The 21,479-nt window shown below is 40.0% G+C and carries 14 protein-coding genes; all 14 read right to left on the bottom strand.

Annotated elements, in window-relative coordinates; translation table 11 throughout:
* Window positions 1–226: 226 nt before the first annotated feature.
* Window positions 227–1,186, bottom strand: a complete 960-nt coding sequence (manA, locus tag QFZ31_RS24405) for a mannose-6-phosphate isomerase, class I (RefSeq protein WP_307307944.1) — start codon at window positions 1,184–1,186, stop codon at window positions 227–229.
* A gap of 45 nt (window positions 1,187–1,231) precedes the next feature.
* Window positions 1,232–2,167, bottom strand: a complete 936-nt coding sequence (locus QFZ31_RS24400) for an ROK family protein (RefSeq protein WP_307307942.1) — start codon at window positions 2,165–2,167, stop codon at window positions 1,232–1,234.
* 16 nt (window positions 2,168–2,183) lie between these two features.
* Window positions 2,184–3,089, bottom strand: a complete 906-nt coding sequence (locus QFZ31_RS24395; protein WP_307307938.1) for an ROK family protein — start codon at window positions 3,087–3,089, stop codon at window positions 2,184–2,186.
* A 66-nt stretch (window positions 3,090–3,155) separates the two neighbouring features.
* Window positions 3,156–4,568 carry a glycoside hydrolase family 1 protein gene (locus QFZ31_RS24390; protein WP_307307935.1) on the bottom strand — a complete coding sequence of 471 codons (1,413 nt, stop codon included), beginning with the start codon at window positions 4,566–4,568 and terminating at the stop codon, window positions 3,156–3,158.
* 46 nt (window positions 4,569–4,614) lie between these two features.
* Window positions 4,615–6,120, bottom strand: a complete 1,506-nt coding sequence (locus QFZ31_RS24385) for a response regulator transcription factor (RefSeq protein ID WP_307307931.1) — start codon at window positions 6,118–6,120, stop codon at window positions 4,615–4,617.
* The gene (locus QFZ31_RS24380) at window positions 6,113–7,918 is read right to left on the bottom strand and encodes a sensor histidine kinase (RefSeq protein ID WP_307307928.1); all 1,806 of its coding nucleotides are present in this window, start codon (window positions 7,916–7,918) and stop codon (window positions 6,113–6,115) included. Before QFZ31_RS24380 ends, QFZ31_RS24385 begins: the two co-directional genes overlap by 8 nt.
* A 60-nt stretch (window positions 7,919–7,978) precedes the next feature.
* Entirely contained in the window at window positions 7,979–9,433 is a 1,455-nt protein-coding gene (locus QFZ31_RS24375) for an ABC transporter substrate-binding protein (protein ID WP_307307926.1), read from the bottom strand.
* A gap of 26 nt (window positions 9,434–9,459) precedes the next feature.
* Complete coding sequence (locus tag QFZ31_RS24370; RefSeq protein WP_373459934.1) at window positions 9,460–10,392, bottom strand: carbohydrate ABC transporter permease; 933 nt, start codon at window positions 10,390–10,392, stop codon at window positions 9,460–9,462.
* Window positions 10,393–10,541: 149 nt separating this feature from the next.
* Window positions 10,542–11,471, bottom strand: coding sequence for an ABC transporter permease (locus tag QFZ31_RS24365; protein ID WP_307307919.1), 930 nt, complete (start codon window positions 11,469–11,471; stop codon window positions 10,542–10,544).
* Window positions 11,472–11,652: 181 nt separating this feature from the next.
* Window positions 11,653–14,763 carry an alpha-mannosidase gene (locus tag QFZ31_RS24360; RefSeq protein WP_307307917.1) on the bottom strand — a complete coding sequence of 1,037 codons (3,111 nt, stop codon included), beginning with the start codon at window positions 14,761–14,763 and terminating at the stop codon, window positions 11,653–11,655.
* A 31-nt stretch (window positions 14,764–14,794) separates the two neighbouring features.
* Window positions 14,795–16,675: a beta-N-acetylhexosaminidase gene (locus QFZ31_RS24355; protein ID WP_307307915.1), complete on the bottom strand. Its 1,881-nt coding sequence runs from the start codon at window positions 16,673–16,675 to the stop codon at window positions 14,795–14,797.
* 50 nt (window positions 16,676–16,725) lie between these two features.
* Entirely contained in the window at window positions 16,726–17,346 is a 621-nt protein-coding gene (locus tag QFZ31_RS24350; protein ID WP_307307912.1) for a YesL family protein, read from the bottom strand.
* A gap of 37 nt (window positions 17,347–17,383) precedes the next feature.
* On the bottom strand, window positions 17,384–18,709 hold the full coding sequence (locus QFZ31_RS24345) for a glycoside hydrolase family 125 protein (protein WP_307307910.1): 1,326 nt from the start codon (window positions 18,707–18,709) through the stop codon (window positions 17,384–17,386).
* Between the two features lie 12 nt (window positions 18,710–18,721).
* On the bottom strand, window positions 18,722–21,415 hold the full coding sequence (locus QFZ31_RS24340) for an alpha-mannosidase (RefSeq protein WP_307307905.1): 2,694 nt from the start codon (window positions 21,413–21,415) through the stop codon (window positions 18,722–18,724).
* Window positions 21,416–21,479 lie beyond the last annotated feature (64 nt).

Raw genomic sequence — 21,479 nt, 5'->3', positions numbered from 1 at the left:
TCATTTTTTTGAATACTCTATCAATCCACTTTTCTCCTACAATATTCCGAACCGTATGCTCCGTCAATGGACTAGAAAAATGTAATAAGGTTTTTCCACCCTTTCTATAATTAGTTCATTGAAAATTTACATTTTAAATGAGACAAGGGACAGTCCTTGCGTTACTAAAAGGAATGGTGCACGACACCAAAAAAGACCCTATTTCCCTAGGGTCTTTTTGGTTTGTTTATTCATGCGAAACAATAAACTCAGCTTTTCCATCTAATTTGAATTGACGAACACCATGTGGAAGGATAAAATGGGTACCCTTCTTAAGGTCGAAGGATTTTCCGTCGATTGTGATAGCGGCCATACCTTCTACAACGCTCACTTGTAAAAAGTCTTTATCCATTTCACAATCAGCCTGCCCGTTCAACTCCCAGTGATACACAGTGAAATACTGTTCCTCCACTAATTTCTTTTCGACTAAACCGCCATTAACCTTTTCAGTCTGTTTAACTTCGGCATCCTGATGTGGAACGGTTGTCACCTGTTTAGATCGTTCAAGATGTAATTCACGTGTATTGCCGGCCGCATCTTTCCGGTCATAGTCATACACACGGTAAGTAATATCAGAACTTTGCTGTGTTTCAAGAATCACGATGCCTTTTCCAATCGCATGAATCGTACCGCTCGGAACATAGACAAAATCACCCGCCTTCACCTTCACGCGTCTTAAAAGCTTGTCCCATTGACCATGATCAATCATCTCTGCCAATTCCTCTTCTGTCTTGGCATAATGACCTAATACAAGCTCCACCCCTTCTTCGGCGCTTAGCACGTACCAGCATTCGGTTTTTCCATAAGGCACGCCTTCCACTTCACGGGAAAATTGGTCATTTGGGTGAACTTGAACGGATAAATCATCAGCAGCATCCAAAATTTTCACAAGTAATGGATACTCCCCTTGGTCGTCATCCTTTTTATTAAAAAGCTCCTTATGTTCATTCCAGGCATCGGCTAACGATTTCCCCTCAAGCGGACCATTGGTAATCATGCTCGGGCCATGCGGATGCGCAGAAATCACCCACGCTTCACCAGTCAGATCATTCGGAATCTCATAATGGAACTCTGTTCTTAGCTTCTTCCCGCCCCAAATTCTCTCCTGAAACACCGGCTGTAAAAAAATCGGCTCATTCTTATACATAATTAACCTCCAATTGATTATTAATTTCAACGTTCCAGTAGATTTCTATTTATCCTGCCTTGTAAGGTTGAAACCACTTTTTGGCTTTTTGATAGTTAAAAAGTGAAATAAGGCACCAATTAAATTGGCATCGTTATCAAATTGACAGGCTTCAACCGTAATATCGAGCTTAGAGATTTCATCCTTCAATTGCTTCAATTCCTGATTGATCCCCTCAATAACTTCTGAGCGTTTGCTAATTCCCCCGCCGATTAGAATCTTTTTCGGATCAAGTGTATATTTCAAATTATAGATACCGACTGCCAGTTTTTTGTAAAAATGGGCAATGGATTCTTTCGCAATGGAGTCTCCACCTTCAGCCAAACGAAATACATCTTCGCCATTCAGTGTACCTTTTGCAAGTGATTTTCTCGCTTCCACACCTTCTACAAGCGCATATGTAGAAGAGACCCTGCTCCAGGTAGATTGCAGTGGATTTTTCTGCAGCGGGTCCCCCATAATCATATACCCAAATTCCCCCCCGTGAAGGGAAGCACCGCGCAAAATAGTATGATTTACCACAATACTTCCGCCAATTCCCGTGCCAATAACGATGCAAATATAGTAATCTGTTTCTTTGGCAGCTCCCAGCCAGCCTTCTGCCAATGCTGCACAGTTCGCATCATTTTCTATCGAAACGTCAAGACCTGTTCGCTCTCTTATCATGTCTGTCATGGGTACACCGTGGATATAAGGAATAGCACTTGCTCCCCCGATATATCCGCTTTTCACATCCACTGCACCCGGAGAACTTAGTGCAATCCCTTGAAAAGCATAAGACTGTCGATACTGCGTTACAATGTCAGAGACCTTCTGTAGAAATATTTCTAATCCTTCCTGAGGAGTGGGAACCTTCCCGCCTTCTAACTTCATTCCCTGCTCATTCATCACCGCATATTTAATATACGTTCCTCCAATATCAAACACCATATAAGCTTTCATGGTCAGCCCCCTCTTACTAAAACGCTGCTTGTTTTGTCAATAAAGCCGCCCCAATCACACCCGCTTTTGTACCTAAGGAAGCACTCACCATTTCCACCTTATTCCGCAGCTGTGGATATAGGAAGTCATTCACTCTTGCAACAAGCAACGGCATAATGTAGTCCCTTGACTGCATTACTCCGCCTCCAAGTACAATAATATGCGGATCAACCGTATGAACAATGTTTGCAATCCCTTTTGCCAGGGACGTAATCATTTGATCAACAATCTTCTGCGCTTCTGGGTCTCCGTTCATGGCCAGTGCGAATACTTCTCCTGCATGCCCTGTCATTCCAAGCTGTTCTTTTCCACGTTTTTTCACTGCTGTCCCACTAGCCAATGTTTCTAAGGCGCCAACATTCAAGGCATGGTGCGACGGTCCGTCTGAGTCTACAATGAGATTGCCTATTTCACCGGCACAAAAATTCGCACCTTGCAACAATTGCTTCCGGAAGACAAAGCCGCCGCCCACTCCCGTACTAACGGTAATATAGAAAACAGACTCTTTCCCTTTACCAGCGCCAATGATGGCCTCGGCAAGTGCGGCTGCATTTGCATCATTATCAAGGACAACTTTTTTCTGTAAAACCTTCTCTAACATGTCTACTAATGGGATATTGTCCCACCCAGGCAAATTGTTTGGACTTAGGATTATGCCTTGTTTTACATCTAAAGGACCAGGGGATCCAATTCCGATGGCATCAATGTTTCGTTCCCGCATGATTTTCTCACAAAGCTTAATCATTTGGTTGATGACATAATAAGGGCCTTTTTCACTTTCTGTTTTTACATTCATTTCTTCTACCAGTTGACCGTCAGATGTTACGACTGCGACCCTTAAATTTGTTCCTCCTAAATCAATCCCTAAAAGATACTTCTCCATTTCCTGCCACTTCCTTTTTGCTGAATGAATAGATTTACTAGGATTACGCCCTGCTCGATTATATTATTAAAAGCCATTATTTTCAGACAACCGTTTATACCATCTGCCTGATTTCTTAATCGTTCGCTTTAAATTGTTCTTTAAATCTACTTCTACTAATCCGTAACGATTCTTATAAGCATTCGTCCATGACCAGTTATCCATAAATGTCCAAAGATGATATCCAAGGCAATTTGCTCCTTCTTCAAGAGCTTTATGAACCCATTTCAAATGTTCCTGGATAAACTCGATACGATAATCATCTTCGATGTAACCCTGCTCATTTCGAAATTTCTCTTCCCCTTCGACACCCATTCCATTTTCTGAAATGAAGAAAGGGATATTATCATAATGATCGCGAATATCGATCATAATGTCGTATATGACTTCTTCACAAATCTCCCAGCCGCGATGCGGATTGATTTTCCGCCCCGGCATCAAATACGGATCAAAGAGATGTTCTGGCATAAACGGAACGTCTTTTGCTGCCGGCTGCTCCTTTGCTTTCACACGGCGCGGCTGGTAATAGTTCACACCAAGAATATCTATGGGATGATTACGAATGACTTCCAAATCTCCCTGTTCTACTACCGGCAATAGCTCTCTATCTCTTAAAATATCAATTAACTCCTTCGGGTATTCTCCTTTTGTTACCGGATCAAGGAAGCTTCGATTAAAGAACAAATCGGCAATATGAGCAGCTTTCACATCATCTGCTTCCTCACTTCTTGGATAGGAGGGCGTTAAGTTTAAGATAATCCCAATTTGGCCATCAAGATGCATCTTTTTAAATGTTGCAACCGCTTTCGCATGGGCAACAATCGTATTGTGAGCCACCTGTGCCCCTCGCTTAAAATCTACTACTTTTGGAAAATGCAAATTATATAAATAGCTGGCCTCAACAGGAACAATTGGTTCATTAAAGGTAAACCAATGCTTTACCCGGTCCCCAAACAAGGAAAAGCAGGTTTCGGCAAAGTTTACATAGGCATCGATAACTTCCCGGGACTCCCAGCCGCCTTTTTCCTGCATGCACATGGGCATATCAAAGTGGTATAAGTTCATGAACGGCTCAATATCATTGGCAATTAACTCATTAATGACCTGATTGTAAAAATCCACTGCCTGTTGATTAATTTTGCCCACACCGTCCGGAATCAACCTTGACCATTGAATCGAGGTGCGGAAGGAATTATGACCCGTTTCCTTCATAAGTTGAATATCCTCTTTGTAGCGATGATAGAAATCGGATGTGTTCACCGGTCCTACCTCATTATGAAAACATTCCGGCTCTATGCTATACCAATAATCCCATATACTAGCTTTTCTACCGTCAATCAAGGCCGCACCTTCTGTTTGCGGGCCTGAGGCAGCACTTCCCCACCAAAAGTGCTTTGGAAAACGATAGGTAAGGTTTTTTTCATGTATAGGTTTGTCCATTGTTCATCACCGTCTCTTTTTTTGTTTTTTTATTACCAAAAGGGATTTAAATCTTTCGCCATTCGCTTGGCGTCGTGCCCACCGTTTTTCTAAACTGTTTATAAAAATAAGTGGTATCGGAATACCCAACCTTTTTGCCAATTTCACCTGCTCGATAATGGGTTGTTTTGAGAAGTTCCTTTGCCTTTTCCAAGCGATATCGGTTTAAATACTCAGAGAAAACAACACCGACTTCTTTTTGAAATAATTGTCCCAGATAAATGGCATTGACATGAAACTGCTGACCCAATGTTTTTAATGAGACTCCTTGATCATAGTGCACATGTATAAAATCAAGGACATTTTGTACAATAGGACTGCGCATATTTACTTGATTAAGAATGGATAGAATTAATTCTCGGCAATATTCCTTTAAAATGGTCATCATCTGATGAATGTCTTTGCTATAGACAACCTTTTCGACAGCAGCTGTGTAATAGGAAAGATCGTCACACTGCAGCGAATAATGGATATAAGAAATTAAATCATAGGTGTATTTTTTCACTGCTTGGGGTGAAACAAAGGATGATTTACTCGTTATATCCTGAAAGTATGAATCTAGCATTTTTAGTGCTTCCTCATCCGCTTTCAATATCAACTTTACAATATTATCTTTGAATTCCTGCTGCTTTTTCATTTCCTCCTGTTTATCTACCGTTAAACGTTCAGAAATAAGTACATTAGGATTTGAATATAATTGAAGTAAACTATATTCCCTTGCAATCGCAAAACTCTCTTCTAAATCCTCTACTGTTTTAACCGGCTTTCCCATCGATAAATAGAATATACCTGCCTTACTTTGTTCACTATTAAAATCATGTACAAGATTTTGGTTGAATTGGATTAATTCCTCTTCGCTTGTACCTCCAAAAATAATCAGTAATTCCTGATTCGGGCTATATAGACATAGCGCTGAAAATTGTTCTTCAATATAATTCCTAATATCCTTGGAAATCTCAGCCTTATGATAATTCTCAAAACTTAAGATCGATACACTATAATATGGCTGATTGAATTGAATATTGTAAAAGGACAACCTTTCAAGACAATCATTCTTATCAATTTCACCATTTAAAAAACGCCATAACGTATTATCCTTCAGTGTTGACGGTTCCTGTTCCTGATTGCCTTCTGTCACGGCATTCAATTTATCGCCTACATTTCGGATGGTCTTTAATAATTCTTCTTCATCAACCGGCTTCACTAAATAGTTTTCTATCCCTAACAATAACCCTTGCTTAATAAACTCAAACTCTTGGTATCCTGTTAAAACAATACATTTTACTTTCGGCTGAAGGATTTTCACTTCTTTTATTAATTCTAAACCCGTCATTTCTGCCATCATTATATCGGTAACTAGAATGTCAATTTGATTTTCTTTTAGATAGGATAGAGCTTCTTCGCCACTCTCAGCTGTAGACACAACCTCAAAGCCATAATCCGCCCAATCCAACAACGCCTTAAGCCCGATTGTGATTAAAGGTTCATCGTCGACAAGAAGTACCTTATACATGGCTGGTCCCCCTTACTGGAATTGACAGGGTAACAATCGTCCCTTTACTTTGGATGCTATTTAAGGAAATCCCAAACTGATTTCCGTATTTCAATTTTAGTCGTTGATGGATATTTCTTAATCCAATGGATTTCATTTCATCCCCCTCTTCAGAATTGATATGATGGACAATTCTAGAATGCTCTTCCTCTGTCATCCCTTTACCATTATCTTCAACACTGATTTCTACCAAATCACCAAGATGCCTAGCACGTATAAATAACTGATTATCTGTCCGATCCTTTTTAAAACCATGCACGAAATAATTTTCAATGATTGGCTGCAAAATTAATTTTTGCACAGGTGTTCGTTCAACATCACTGGGAATATCAAAGGAAACCTGTAATTTGTTAGGGTATTTAAATTGCATTAATTTTAAATACTGATTCACATACTCAATCTCAGTATATAAAGGGACTGTATTGATCGATTCTAACGAATAGCGGAACAGTTTGGATAAATGGAATATCATTTTACTAGAAGTTTTTGAACCCTCTACGACCGCTACCATCCGAATGGCCTCTAGCGTATTGAATAGAAAATGAGGATCAATTTGTGCCTGAAGTGCTTTTAATTCCGCTTCCTGCTGCTTTAGAGTTAATAGATAAAATTGTTCAATATAATTATTCAATTCATCTAACATCGAATTAATATTAACAGCGATTTTCGATAGTTCATCTTCATGCTTCGATTTTGGAATCCTTGCATCTAAGTTTCCCTTTTCAACCTGGCGAATAATCGAAACAATGTTATGAATTCGCCGTGAATAATTTCGAGTAAAGGAATAAGTGATTAAAATAGAGATAATGATGAAAAAGATGATCGCAATCCACATGGTGCCTCTGATAATCGTTAGCTTTTGCCAACCTTTATCAGGAATCACACTGACATAGGTATAATCTCCTTTGTTCGCTATCGTATTTATATAAAAACCTCTATCCTGCCAATCCATTTTTATCTCATTTGTTTCCGGTTTTATCTGATCGATTAGCTCTAAGGGAACTTCACCATTATTGCACGAATAAACGACACTCCCTTCCCCATCTATCAAAAAGAAAGAAGCAGGGGATTCATCATGCTTTTTAACAATTTTGTCTAAACGGTCAGTGGAGTAGAAAATGGTAATTTCACCAATTTTCTTCAACAAAAATGGATTATTAATAATCATCTTTTTGGTAATCGTATTCGTTAACTTTCGGCCTTTAGGCAGCCCATCTCCACTAAGGTTAGGAATACCTCTTGAAAGAAGTGAAGATTCTAAGCTTGATGAGGGGTTAACTACTACGCTTTTATTCCATTTTAAATTATGATAGATGTGCAAATACTCAATCGAAGGGTTTTCAAACGAGCGGATACCAACTGCATTAATATCAGGGTCTTGTCCGAAATAAGCATTTAAATAAGTATCAATATTACTTGGAACAAATGATTGACTTTCAGAAAATTTATCCAAACGGTATTTTAAATATTCCTCATACCCATTGTTAAGGGCAAAGGAGATATCATCAATCATGTCCCCATTCACATACAAATCCCTTTTGGCGCGATCAATATCAGCATCCTTTGCGGAAAAGTAATCCTCTACCCTTTCCATTGTCCTTGTATTGATATTGATTTCTTTTTGAATAATAATATCTGAGTAGTAGTTGGTAATCGTCACGATTAAGATAATAACAGTCGCAATGATTGTTAGAGACGAGGTTAAAAAAAGTTTATTAAAGATATTTTGAGTGAATCTGCCTTTTCTTCTGATATCCATTTGAATTCCCCAATTGCAATAAAATCAAGCTGAGAGTGGCCGCTCAGCTTGATTTTTTTATTATTTTTGTTTGCTCTTCCACTCATCAAATTGCTTTTGTATTTCCTTTAACACCTTATCGATTCCAGCTTCTTCTAACTTTTTATTGAATTTTGGCAAGTATTCTTCTGGGTCAACAGATCCTGTTGCCAAGGCTGGATAGAACTCTTTAGAGATATTCGTAATCGATGCAAGTTCCGATCTCACTGGGTCACTGTTGAAGTGGAAACCGAGTGTTGGTGCTGGCTTTGCAGCTTCATTAAACTCTTTGAATTTTTCCCATTTATCTTTTGGATCGTTTTCATATAGATTAAGGATGAAATGGTTACCTAAAGAATAAGTTGGCAAGTTGTATCGTTCAATACGTGCTGGAAGATCTTTAATCGTTCCATCCTCATTCTTTTCGTAATGAACTCCTTCAATTCCTTTATCAACAAGGTTGCGAAGATATGGATCTGTGTTAAGTAAGTTTAAGAATCCCATAGCTTTTTCAGGATTTTTTGATGTTGCTGAGATAGCCTGGATAGAACCTGATACAGAATCATTAAAAGTAGTTGGTTCTTCAGCTGGTACAGAAACTACATCATATTTAGCTGCACGTGACCACAATGCATCAGCATATGGCTGGGAATCTCCCATGCGGACAAACCAGTTTTCCACATCCATTGGCCAGCTGTCCTTACTCGTTGCAGCATCCTCTTTAAGGTATCCTGCCTTATAATAATTATGCATCGTTTTATAGGTTTGCATCGCTAAATCAGATTCAAATTGGTTAATAACATGCTCTCTGTCACCATCAATTGCGAACGCAAATGGCATTTCATTATTAAAGACATAGTCAAATGGAAGATACGCTTTAAATGTTGCCATTGGTGTAATAGAAGGTTCATTTTCCTTAATCACTTTTAGCATTGGCTCAAGGTCTTCTAAGCTTTGTACTTTTGAAATATCAAAGTTGTATTTGTCAACAAGACGTTTATTAAATGTATAAACCGTTTGTCTTGCCGCCTCTTTATTAGTAGGAACACCATAAATTTTTCCATCAATCTTAATACCCTCTAATAACGATGGGTCGATCGCTTCTTTTAGTTCTTTGCCTTCCTTGTTTAACAGCTCATCGATCGCAAGGAATGCACCTTTTTGGGAATTTTGAACATATTCAGTACCATTAGTGAAAATAATATCAAATGGTTCCCCTGAATTAATCATTACCTGCGATTTTTGTGCCCAATCTCCCCAATCAATTTGGGTCATTTTTACTGTAGCATTAATTTCTTCCTTCAAATATTTGTTTACCTCTTCGAATACCTTAGCAGTATCCTTCTGTGGAGTTCCAATTGTGTACCATTTAATTTCATATGGTTGACCATCTTTTCCCTCTTTGTCTGAGGTAGCATTTTCTTTACCGCTGCACGCTGAAAGAATCGTACCAATGGTAAGAACGAATGCAAGAAGAAGCATTAATCTTTTTTTCATTTCAAATTCTCCTCATTCTAAAATTTTTATTCTTTAACGCCGCCAATAGTCAGTCCGCTAATAAAGTACTTTTGGAAGAACGGGTACGAAACTGCAATTGGTAAAGTGGCGATGACGACCATGGCCATTTTAGCTGACTCTTGTGGAATCGTATCAAACAAGCTTTGCTGCATGATTGCTACATCCATATTTTGCCTCATGAATTCAAGATTTGCTTCGATTTTCATGAGTAGTGATTGCAAAGGTACTAAATTGGGTTCATCGATATACAGTAACGCCGTAAACCAATCATTCCAATAACCTAATGTACTAAACAAGGCAATCGTCGCAATTCCCGGTAAGGAAAGCGGGAAGATAATTTGGAAGAAAATCCTCCATTCACTTGCTCCATCAATCCTTGCTGATTCTAAAATCGACTCAGATACTGATTTTAAGAAGAAGGTTCTCATAATGATAATATAAAACGCATTCATTGCAAGGGGCAGAATCAATGCCCAAATGGTATTTTTCAAACCTAAAAACTGGGTGACAACAATGTAAGTAGGTACTAGACCGCCACTGAAAAGCATAGTAAAAAATGCTAGAAACGTGAAAAATCTACGATACTTAAATTGTGGTCTTGAAATGGCATAAGCATAAAACGTTATCATAAATACACTAATAATTGTGCCAACAATCGTAATAAAAATTGTTACACCGTAAGAGTGGAAGAATTGCGCCTTCATTCCCCATAGATAATGGTAAGCATCAATGCTCCAATCTTTCGGGAACAATTGAAAACCATTTCTCACTATACTCTCTTCACTAGTAAACGAAATAATGATGACATAGATAAAGGGAAAAATGCACATGACCGCTAAAATTCCTAGTAATACACTAATAATGGTATTTACGACTGGGTGCAGGTGTTGAGGGTCTCTATACTTTTTCCTTAAAATCTTTGCCCCACCCCCTTTCATATCATTCGTTGATTGTGACAAAGCGATAGATGATTGAGTTTGCAGTTTCTTTGGCATAGTTTAGCCGCTAAGCGACCTTCCCTCCCTTCTTAGAAAAGCGCAAGCTTCTAGGTGCAAAGCCAGCCAATTCTCAAAACCTATTAAATAATCTAAAATAATGCACTTTCCTCATCCACTTTTCTTACAATATAGTTCGTAATGATGACAAGGGTAAATCCAACGGCTGACTGATATAGACCTGCTGCAGTACTCATACCAATGTCGCCCAAATTCATAAGGCCGCGGTATACAAATGTATCGATAACATTTGTAACTGAATACAGTGCCCCTGAATCTCTTGGCACTTGATAAAAGAGTCCAAAATCAGAGTTGAATATTCTTCCAATATTCATAATTGTAAGGATAATCATTAATGGTTTCAGCATTGGCAGGGTAACATGCTTAATCTGCTTCCACTTCGAGGCACCATCAATCATGGCTGCTTCATAATATGCTCGATCAATCCCGACGATGGACGCTAAATACACGATACTCCCGTAACCGACACCCTTCCATAGGGCCATAAACACTAGAATAAACGGCCAATACTTCGACTCGCTATACCATGAAATCGGATCGATATGGAACCAGCTAAGAACATGATTTAATAGGCCGTGATCTGTACTTAAGAATGTGAAGACAAAGTAGCTCCCGATAACCCATGAGATAAAATGCGGAAAAAGGATGGAAGTTTGATAGATTTTTGATAACTTCTTATTCACTAGCTCGCTAAGCATGATTGCCGTTGCCACAGCCGCAATTAACCCCACTACAATAAAGATAATATTGTATACCAAGGTATTTCTGGTTATAATCCATGCATCACTTGTACTAAACAAATATTCGAAGTTTTCCCAGCCAACCCATTCACTGTTAATAACACTGGCAAAGAAACCATCTGGGTGAATTCTGAATTTCTTAAAAGCCAAAACTTGTCCAAACATTGGTAAATAAGAAAATAATAGTAGCCAAATCGTTCCAGGCAGAACCATTAACAGCCAGATTCGGTTTTTATAAATATCACTCAGTATTTTTTTCATATTTATCCTCCTCTCAGTTGTTGTAAGCACTTCCATACCTTTATTCTATAGTGAAAAGAGCCCTATTTATAGTTGACTAATTTGGGATTAAGTGCAAAAATCTTAGATAACTGAAATTTAGATCTTCGAGATGAAAAAATATGACCAGCTGGTAACTGCCAGCTGGTCATATTTTTTAAAATTACAAGATTCTTATTGTCTTAATTTCATATGGTTTAATGTCAAACTCAATCGGCAATTGGCATAATTCTGCCGTTGCTTCTTCCATTAGATTGGTTTCTACCCATGAAGTGATGTTTTTTCCAACGTCAAGCGAAACCTTCCCTCTTCGTCCCTCATATTCATGCAAGCGGACAATAATTCCGTTGCCATCATAAGCCGGCTTCACAGCATCAAACCAGACATGGTCAGAATTTGTATCAAGGAATGACACTTCTTTTGTCCATTTCCCTTCTACAGCAACAATCGGATCATTGAGATCCCAAGCCTTTTCCACTGTCTTTCCTTTCCGCCAATCCCCGATATGTGGGTACAGCGAATAAACAAAAGAATGGGTTCCTTGATCCGCTTCTGGGTCAGGATGAATCGCAGATTTTAATAAGGTTAAACGGATTGTATTTTCTTTGATGTCATAGCCATATTTGGAATCATTCAATAAACTTACACCATAATCCGGTTCTGATAAGTCAGCCCATTGGTGTCCAACTGATTCAAATTTGGCCATGTCCCAGCTCGTATTCCAATGCGTAGGACGCTTTACATTTCCGAATTGGATATCATAGGTTGCCTCCGTTGTTCGAACATCTACAGGGAAAGCAGCCTTTAGCAATTTATTCTTTTCGTGCCAATCCACACTTGTGTCAAAATCAATTCTGCGCTCACTTTGATAAAAAACAATCGACTGCGAAATGTCAGAATGATGATACTTCCACTTAACATGAATCGTAAAGGCAAGTTCGCCATTTTCAACTACTTCAAATGAGACTAGTTTGCGGATTTCTTCCATTTTTTCTTGATAGAAGAGATCAATATCCCACGCATCATGTGCAAGTGGTTTATCCTCAAAAATTTGCAGAACGTTTCCTCTTTCATTCTCGGCTAGAACATGACGTCCTGCCTCTTTATCGTAAATCGTTGTCATCTGGCCGAATTCATTCCATTCAACAAGGTAAAACGGTGTTTCTAATTTCCGGTCATGATAGATAAAGCTTGATTTCTTTTCTCGATCAGCTTCCTGTGGTTCAAAAGATAATGTTTTGGCACCAAAGGATGGAAGTGTATCCACTTCAACAAGCCAGCCAGCAGGAAGCTTTTGATGTGATAATACGGTTCCGTTTTGATCTTTCCATCCCCCCGCTTGAAAATCAGAAAATTGAGGGATTACTACATTTCTCATTCCCTTATGATGTGAAGCGTTAAATAGAACCACAGAACGGTCAGCCTGTTCAATCCCGCTATTGATCACGCGTGAACCTGCACCTTCCCCTATTTCTAGCGCTTCCTTGTATTCTTCCTTCGCGTCCTCATATACCTCATGGATAGACGAACCTGGAATAATATCATGGAATTGATTTCGTAAGATTATTTTCCAACCGTCTTTAAGCTCCTTATCGCCAATCCACTCGCCATTTTCAGATATCCAGGAAGATAGGAATTCAACTCTTCTATATAAAAGTTCCAATTTACGATTTGTTTGTTTCATAAACGCCTGGCTTGTATACGTACCCCGATGGTATTCCAGATACAATTCGCCATCCCATTTATGGATATAGCCGTTAGACTCCGCTACATTTTGGTGGAGCTTTTCAAAAAACTCTCCAGCCGTTGATGTCTTTACATTCGGCATACCAGGCATCATGTCCAGTCTGCTTCGCATTTCAAGCATGTGGCGATTGACTCCGCCGCCGCCGTCGCCATATCCGTATGAAAGCAGCAGATCTTTTGACAGGTCCTTATCCCGATAGCCCGTCCATGCTCCTTTAACCGTTTTGGCTGTAATAAAGCCATTATACGTGTAGAACCAAGAGTCTGGACCGTTCCATGGTTCCGGTGTTGTGATAAAGTGTGTTAAAATCTCTGAACCATCGATTCCCTTCCAATAGAAGGTATCATGTGGCATGCGGTTGTATTGATTCCAGCTGATTTTCGTTGTCATCATCGTTTTGATGCCTGATTTTTTTAAGATTTGTGGCAATGCCCAGCTGTACCCAAACACATCGGGCAGCCATAAATATTCACAATCAACCTCAAATTCTTCCTTAAAGAAGGCTTTTCCATGCAGAATTTGGCGGACAAGTGACTCACCACTAGGAATATTACAGTCCGCTTCCAGCCACATCGCACCCCCTGCTTCCCACTTGCCTTCCGCAATTCTAGCTTTCATCTGTTCATAGATGTCAGGATAATCCGTTTTAATATAATCATAAAGCTGCGGCTGTGTTTGTAAGAATAAATATTCAGGGAATTGCTTCATTAAATGCAAAACAGTCGAGAAGGATCGTGCTGACTTCTCTCTCGTATTTCTTAATCTCCAAAGCCAAGCAACATCAATATGTGTATGGCCAACAGTGTGCACCGTTATCTCTGATGATTTGTCAATCGATTGAAGTGCCTTGGTTAAATTCTCCTCCGCAGCATAACAGGATTCATAAAATTCATGACTCCCAGGTTCCGTCCAACTAATATGCTGTAAGGCATCAGAAATGACCTGCTTCAAAATCGTATAGGCTGACTCCCCCTCACCTGTTTCCATCAATACTTCATACGCTGCCAAAAGGGTGTAGTATAAATTATCCACCCGCTTATCAAGCCAGCCGATTTTCGCCATCTCTAGTTTGAATTCATTGTCAACCGGAACTCCTCCACCCTCAAGACCCGACCAAAGTCTAAAATCTAACGTGAGCGGCCCACTCGCGGTTTGTTCATCAAAAAGAACTTCTTCATGATTGGAATCGACACCTTGATAGGGTTTTCCATTTACAAATAATAATGATTCAAACCCTGAATTATTCCCACCGCCAGTCTTTCCGAAGGAGAACAGGCCGACAACCTGCCTGCTATTGTTTGGCAGGTGACAATCAACGTCCGCATGCAGCCAAATATATCGATCGCGGCCTTTCCAATAATCGCCCAGCTTCATGACACTGTTTTCATCGTAAGATACCGGCGGGTAAGCCCCAACCCTGCCGTCGTCTTCCTGTGTAATAAATTGATCAATCGTTATGCAATCACGATAACGGTAACCTTCTAATTCCCGAATACGCGCTTCAAACTTTCTTTCCGTTAAAAACAATCCAATCACCCCATTTAGATATTTCTATCCTTTATAATGAAAAGTTTCCTGCAGTGACGATACGATGATAAACATTGCCGCCAACTAAGCCGTCAACAATTTCCCAAGGCCCATCATGGCGTAATCGTTCTTCTTCTAATTCTTCAATAGCAGTAATCCTGCCCGCTAGCCATTCTTGAATCCGATATTTTACTGAGTCAATTCTGGTAATGACGCCGCCGTATCGAATATCGATGACCTCCCAGCCAAATGGCTTGTACGATTCAAACCATATTTTTCGGTGCTTTTGACGTAACAGATTGACATTGGTTTGAATCCAATCAAGTTCTTTAAGGAATGATTTCATTTGCTCGTAATCTTTCCGATCGTAAACTTCTTTTATCTTAATTCCGATTTCCGCCTTCACACTTAGAACCCTTGCCAATTGCTCATAAAAGTCAAATAGGCTTTCCCATTTTGGGTTGTTGTATTTTGCTTTTTCAATCTCAGAAACTAGTTTTTCATAATGCTCACCTAAGGATAATCCTTTACTATTTTCATCGTATAATCCAATTAGTATATCCTGGTACAGCAATACTTTAGAGGTCATTGATGTATTCATATTGTCCTTCATGACGCCAGGGGTTTCATCCAACTTCTTCAAGACCATGAAATCCTCAAAGTTTCCTTCACCACAGAAGGAATAGCGCTTCGCTGTTTGTTCAAGTGTGACTTCCTTATGGTAGGTGTGCTCTGCAAATAATTGTAAGATCGGCAATGATGTAGAGAATGGTGTTTCGGCTCCATTGTCGCCCCACAGTGTAACAAACACTTCTTTAATGCCCTCTTTTTTACACGCAGCCATAGCAGCCTCTGTCGTTGCAATAGCTTTGCCATAGTTTGGGACAATCCCATTCCATGTCCACGCACCGCCGGCAAAAATCGGCGTCTGACCTAGCAGCTTATGGTGTTGAAAATCCTGCTCATAAACTTCCTGTTCTCTCCGATAATAATTCCAATAAACAAGCTCTACATCAGGGATGGAAGCTAGTATGTCTTCCGGAATCTTGCCGAACTCATCTCGATATTTGCTGTTTTCCTGAAACAACGGAAAGTACATATCGCTCCAGATCATCGGTTTTAGATCATACTTATCCGTAATAGAAACAACCTTTTTCAAATGCCTATTCATGATATCAATATGATTCTCATAACCATGTTTCTCCAAATATTTCCCTAAGCCAAGCTGGAACGTTTCATCCATTCCGATATGAATACGCTTGGTACGGAAAGGCTCAGAGGCTGCCCTTATACAGTTTTCCAAGAATTCATATGTCTTTGGCTCATCAACCAATAAAATGTCATCTGTGTCTTTAAAATTGGAAGCATAATTCCATTTAAGCGCTTCCCGTAAATGGCCCAGTGATTGAATACAAGGGATCATTTCAATCCCTAATTTCACCGCATAGTCATCACATGCCTTTAACTCCTCAGCCGAATATCTTCCCCGCATATATCCAAAATAAGGATGTTCCTTTACCTCGTACGTATCCTCTGTATATAGCATTAAGGTATCTAGTCCCATTAAAGCCATTTTTTGCAGCAGCTGTTCTACATCAGAAAGTGTTGGCACTGCATTTCTAGACGCATCCAACATAACACCGCTCATTGTAAACTGTGGATTCTCTGACAAGTCAAACTCTGTCTCTTTACTAAAATGTTCAAGGAATAATCCTAAGCCGCGAAAAAAGTGAATAGGCTTCTCAAAGCTAATTTCCGCCTGGCCATTGTGATTCATAACATGCAATGGACCCTTTCGCTGTTTCACATATACTGGATAGCCATCCTCTGAAAGTTGAACCGTTAAATTCTCCATTACAAGATTAAGCCCTTCCACTATGGAGGTTACGTCTCCTGTTAGGTGCAGTTTCATCTTCTCCCTCATTTCATTCCATTTTTCTAAACAATAGCTGGCCCATCCCATTAAGACCCAGACAATCTTTTCTCTAGCAGATTATATCGATTTAAGTTGACTCTCATCATCCAATAAGCAGGAGCAACTCCAGAAATAAACGGAAGTAAGCCTGGCATCCTAAGTAAAAGCATGCCAATAACGAATAATCCTGCTCCGATCCATATCGTGGATGGTAATCCCGTTAAGGTAAATAGAAAGGATTGTTTTATATATTCTTTCGTTGAGAGTTGATAATGGACATAGAGCGAAAGGAAATTACCAACAGCCAATAGAAAGACAAATACTAAGATATATAAAATAATTAATAGAAAACTAGCAAAAATACCCGTCATGACTTGCTCTGCAATACGAATATCAATAAAGAGAAAAAGGCCAATGCTGTAAAATACAAGGCCTATTTTATTGCTTCTTTTCCATTCTTTAAAATAAACTTGCTTAAACGTCGCCCAGACAGGTATATCACTATCTTTCCTTAGCCACTTCCTGACAATGGTAAACAGGGCAATGGATGCTGGAAAAAAGCCAAAGACCCCTAACCCAAGGATGGTAAAGGCAACCCAGTATAGATTCGCCAAGATTGCCCTCCAGATCCATTCACAAACAACTATCATCCATGGAACTTTTTTCATAATCCATCACCCTTTCAAAGTATTAACTTGAATAATTTTATAGATTACTATGGCTCTTCATTAATTGGTCATAAAGTGGACTGCCTTTTACTGCTTTCCCAGTTAAACTTAAAACAAATTCACTAAACATCGTATTTGCCCAAGCGAACCAGTCTCTTGTAAATTCTTCAGGGCAATCTGCATTAAAGCCTTCATGCATAAAATTGGTTTCACCATCTGTTTGTTTAAAATATGCTAAAATTTCTTGCTTCTCTGCCTCACTTGTTGTGGTCATCCCCTGAATCGCCAGCGCGATATGCCAAATATAATGATCAGGAGTGTGCGGACTGCCAATTCCATTTGCATATTTTCCTTCGTAATAATATGGATTATCCCTGCTTAGAAGGAAGGACCGTGTGTTTAAATACGCCGGATCATCATATGGAAGATAGCCTAAGTACGGTGCTGCAAGCAGGCTCGGAACATTGGCATCATCCATTACATTCACTCTTCCTTCTCCATCCGTTTCATATACAAACATGTTTCCATGAATCGGGTGGTCCAGCTTAGCGTATTGTTCAATACCCTTTTGAATTTCTTCACGAAGCTTTAGGCATTCTTCTTTTAATGCCGTATCCTTAAGAACATCACACATTTCCGCTGCATACCCTAAGACGACTACTGCAAACATATTAGCCGGGACAAGGTAGCCATAAGTACAGGCATCATCACTTGGACGGAAAGCACTCCACGTCATCCCCGTTGGAACAACCCGCCCTCCTTTGCCCTCCCGGATTAACGTATCAGACTGACGGCAATCCGTACGCTCAAAGCGGTAAGGTGAATGATTTTCATGATCCTGCTCTGTCCGCCATACATGAATAATCGTTTCTATCACCCGTTTGAACGTATCGTTTATAAGAGTCGTGCGTCCGGTTGACTTCCAAAATAGGTAGGCAAGCTGTATGGGATAGCACAAGGAATCAATTTCATACTTCCGCTCCCAAATATGCGGTGTCATCTTGGTCAGGTCTGATTGGTGTCCCTTCCCATTTGCTGTTTGATTAAACGCATTGGCATAGGGGTCATGCAAGATAAAATCAAACTGTTGGCGAATCACCCCTTCGAGTAGCGTAGCCAATTCTTCATCCTCTTCAGCAGCCAGTAAATAAGGTCTTACCTGTGCGGCTGAATCTCGCAGCCACATCGCCGGGATATCCCCGGTAATCACGAATGTCTTCCCATCTTCTTGTTTCTTCAACGTAGTGGTATACGTATTAACAAAACATTGCTCGAACATGATCTGCAATTTTTCATCCTCTGGGAAAAATTCTTTTACATGTTGAATCAGTTTTTGCATGGATTCAGGAATTACTGTCGTCATTTTTTTCCGCTCCTATCTCTTTTTATGAAAACCAAGTGTGATGATTTCATATTTTCCTACTACATATGAATCTTGGGTATCGTCTGTATTTTCTTCAAGGATATTACTCTTAAAGGATTCATAATCCTTTATATCAGCCTTAAGATTAGCCTCTTCTTCGGCTGGATTAAACCAGCGAATCATTACATCATCATGCTCTTCCGCTATTCTCATTGATGTCCATACCAGTCCATTGGATTCTGTTTGAACAAATTGATATGTTTCCGGTAAGTCACCTTTATGGATGCTTGTCTGAACAGCCACAAGAGGAACTTTGTATTGATACGCATCGACATATGCCTGCGATTGGATGACATCTTTTTCATGCGGCAGCACTTGCCATTCTGCTGTTTGCATTCCTAAGCATTGTGCTTCAGGTGTAGGGAAATAACCCCAGTCCCCGAGCTCGGCTGTTGATCGAAGCACGGTTACGGCAATCGTGCCATTCTCCGGGAGAATTTCATATTCTTGCAGACCATCTGTCACTACGGTTAATCCTATTCTTTCATCCGCCAGGCTGGCAAAGTGCTGCTGGTGATGACAAAAGCTCGGATTTTCCCATTCCTTCTCTGGCTTATTTGGGCGGGTTACAATTTCAAAAATGCTGTCAGCTTTATGTGTTTCGGTCTGTAAAGCGGTTGGGAACAACACACGCAGACGGTGATCGGTTGCTTGGTTGTCAATAATCAGCTTAAATGCCGGACCCTTCATTCCCTTTTCAAGTGTGACAACCGTTTGCATGGTGATTGTTGTCATTTCGTCCGATCTTCCGGCTTCTCTTTCCTTATGCCAAATAAGCCTATTCCGTTCCATCGCTAAGCGATCATCTGCAGAAACCGGTATCAATAATTTGTGCGTAAACTCTAGGACTGTTCTGAGTGTACTTCTTTCTAGGAATCTAAATTCCGCTGGTACATCCTTTGTTGTGATAGCCTCAAGCCCCTTAGCTTCCTTGTACATATATTCGTTACCAATATCGCCAGTGTCTTCGTAGATTCCGAGACGATGGAAGGACTCACCGGTATCTTTATGCATTAAGTCATAGCTGCCATCTTCATGAAACTGTAGATGAACATATTCATTTTCCATTTCGAACTGGGTTTCTGATGAAGACACAAACTCCTGCTCTTCTTCGGCACCTGGCACAAGGTAGAATGTTTTAAAACCAAATGAAGGAATTCCCTTTGCGAAAAACGAAAGCTTTGCACGTTTGGCAAAAAACGGCTGACGGAATTTATCATCTGGTAAGTCATAGCCGAATTCGACGGCAGAACTTTCAAGCTGATAGTCTACCGATTTGCCTTCACCATCAACCAGTTTGTATCCTGCCATTGGTTTATCCTGCAAATAAACGGGAATATCTTCAAAGTGCATTTGTGAAAAATACACTTTTTCCAAATCGACTACTTTTGAAACGACTTCATTTTTCTCCCATCCGGTTGTATTCAGGACAACTAGCGGAATACCGCCTTCAGGTGTATGTGAAGTATCAACTGTTTGTGCAAGCGCAGCTGCATTTTCCTCAACAAATACCTCTCCCATTTGCGCTACAGTCTCAAAACGAGTCACCATTTCACGGTGGACTTCATCGACACTACAGCCGCAAATACTGTCGTGCGGGTGATTCTTCATCAATGATTTCCACATAAAGCGGATGTATTCCCGCGGGTAGGTGCCACCTGCTAAAGCTAACATGGCCGCAAGCGGCTCAGCGTTCTTTTCCAAAAGAGTTTGACAGTGGTGATTCATTTGCTTCAAATAAATACGGCTTGATGCAGTATTTACAAGGGTGGACCAGCCATCTGTCCGCTGATTGCGCAATTCCCCTTCAATTACTTGCAGCTGCTCAGGCAGTGCCTTTTCTAACGCTTCCGTATATTCATCAAAACTAGAATGCTTAAACTGATAATCTGGATATAGGGCAGATGCCGTTTCAATCGCCTGTGGAATCGTCTTTTGCAGCGGCTGGTGATCGCAGCCATTCATAAACAACAACTGATTCGTTGAGGCATATTTCTCAGAGTCTAAGAGCTTCTTATCCCAGAACGCTTTCGCTTCTTCTTCATCCACCGGAATTTCATTCCCATTGGAATACCAATTGGCAAATAGGATTCCTAAAACACTTGAGCCATCAGGTGACTTCCAAATCATTTCGGAATAAGGTGATTCATAGTCAGGAACGTCTGAAACCGTGTTATTAAAGCCGGTCGGTTTCACTCCTCTGCCAAAGGCAGCTGTGTCAATTCCCGCTTGCTTTAAAAGCTGCGGTGCCTGCCCATAAATACCGAAAGTATCCGGAAAATAACCTATTTTTGAAACATGTCCATAGGCTTTCGTATCATTCATACCAATCAGCAGGTTTCGAACATTTGCTTCGGAGCTTGTTAAAAACGCATCCTGCAGTACATACCAAGGACCGATATGAAGCTTTTTCTCCTTTATTAATTGCTTTACAATTTCACGATTCTCCGGGTGAACCGCGAAATAATCCTCCAACAGAACCGTTTGGCCATCTAGATGAAACGATTGAAAGCCGCTTCCTTCCTTTTTGAACTGTTCAATAAGATTATTCATAAGCTGTATGAAATAATAGCGATGTTTCTCAAAAGGTAAGTACCATTCCCTGTCCCAATGGGAATGAGATATAATATGGGCTGTCTTGTTCACGAGACTTCCACTCCTTTAATGATTTCTAAAGAACGAAAACGCTGTCATTATTAATAAATAAAAT

Source organism: Neobacillus niacini, from assembly GCF_030817595.1.
Lineage (GTDB): Bacteria > Bacillota > Bacilli > Bacillales > Cytobacillaceae > Neobacillus > Neobacillus niacini_G.
The sequence above is the reverse complement of the archived record's forward strand: the minus strand, read 5'-3'. Positions and strand labels throughout refer to the sequence as shown.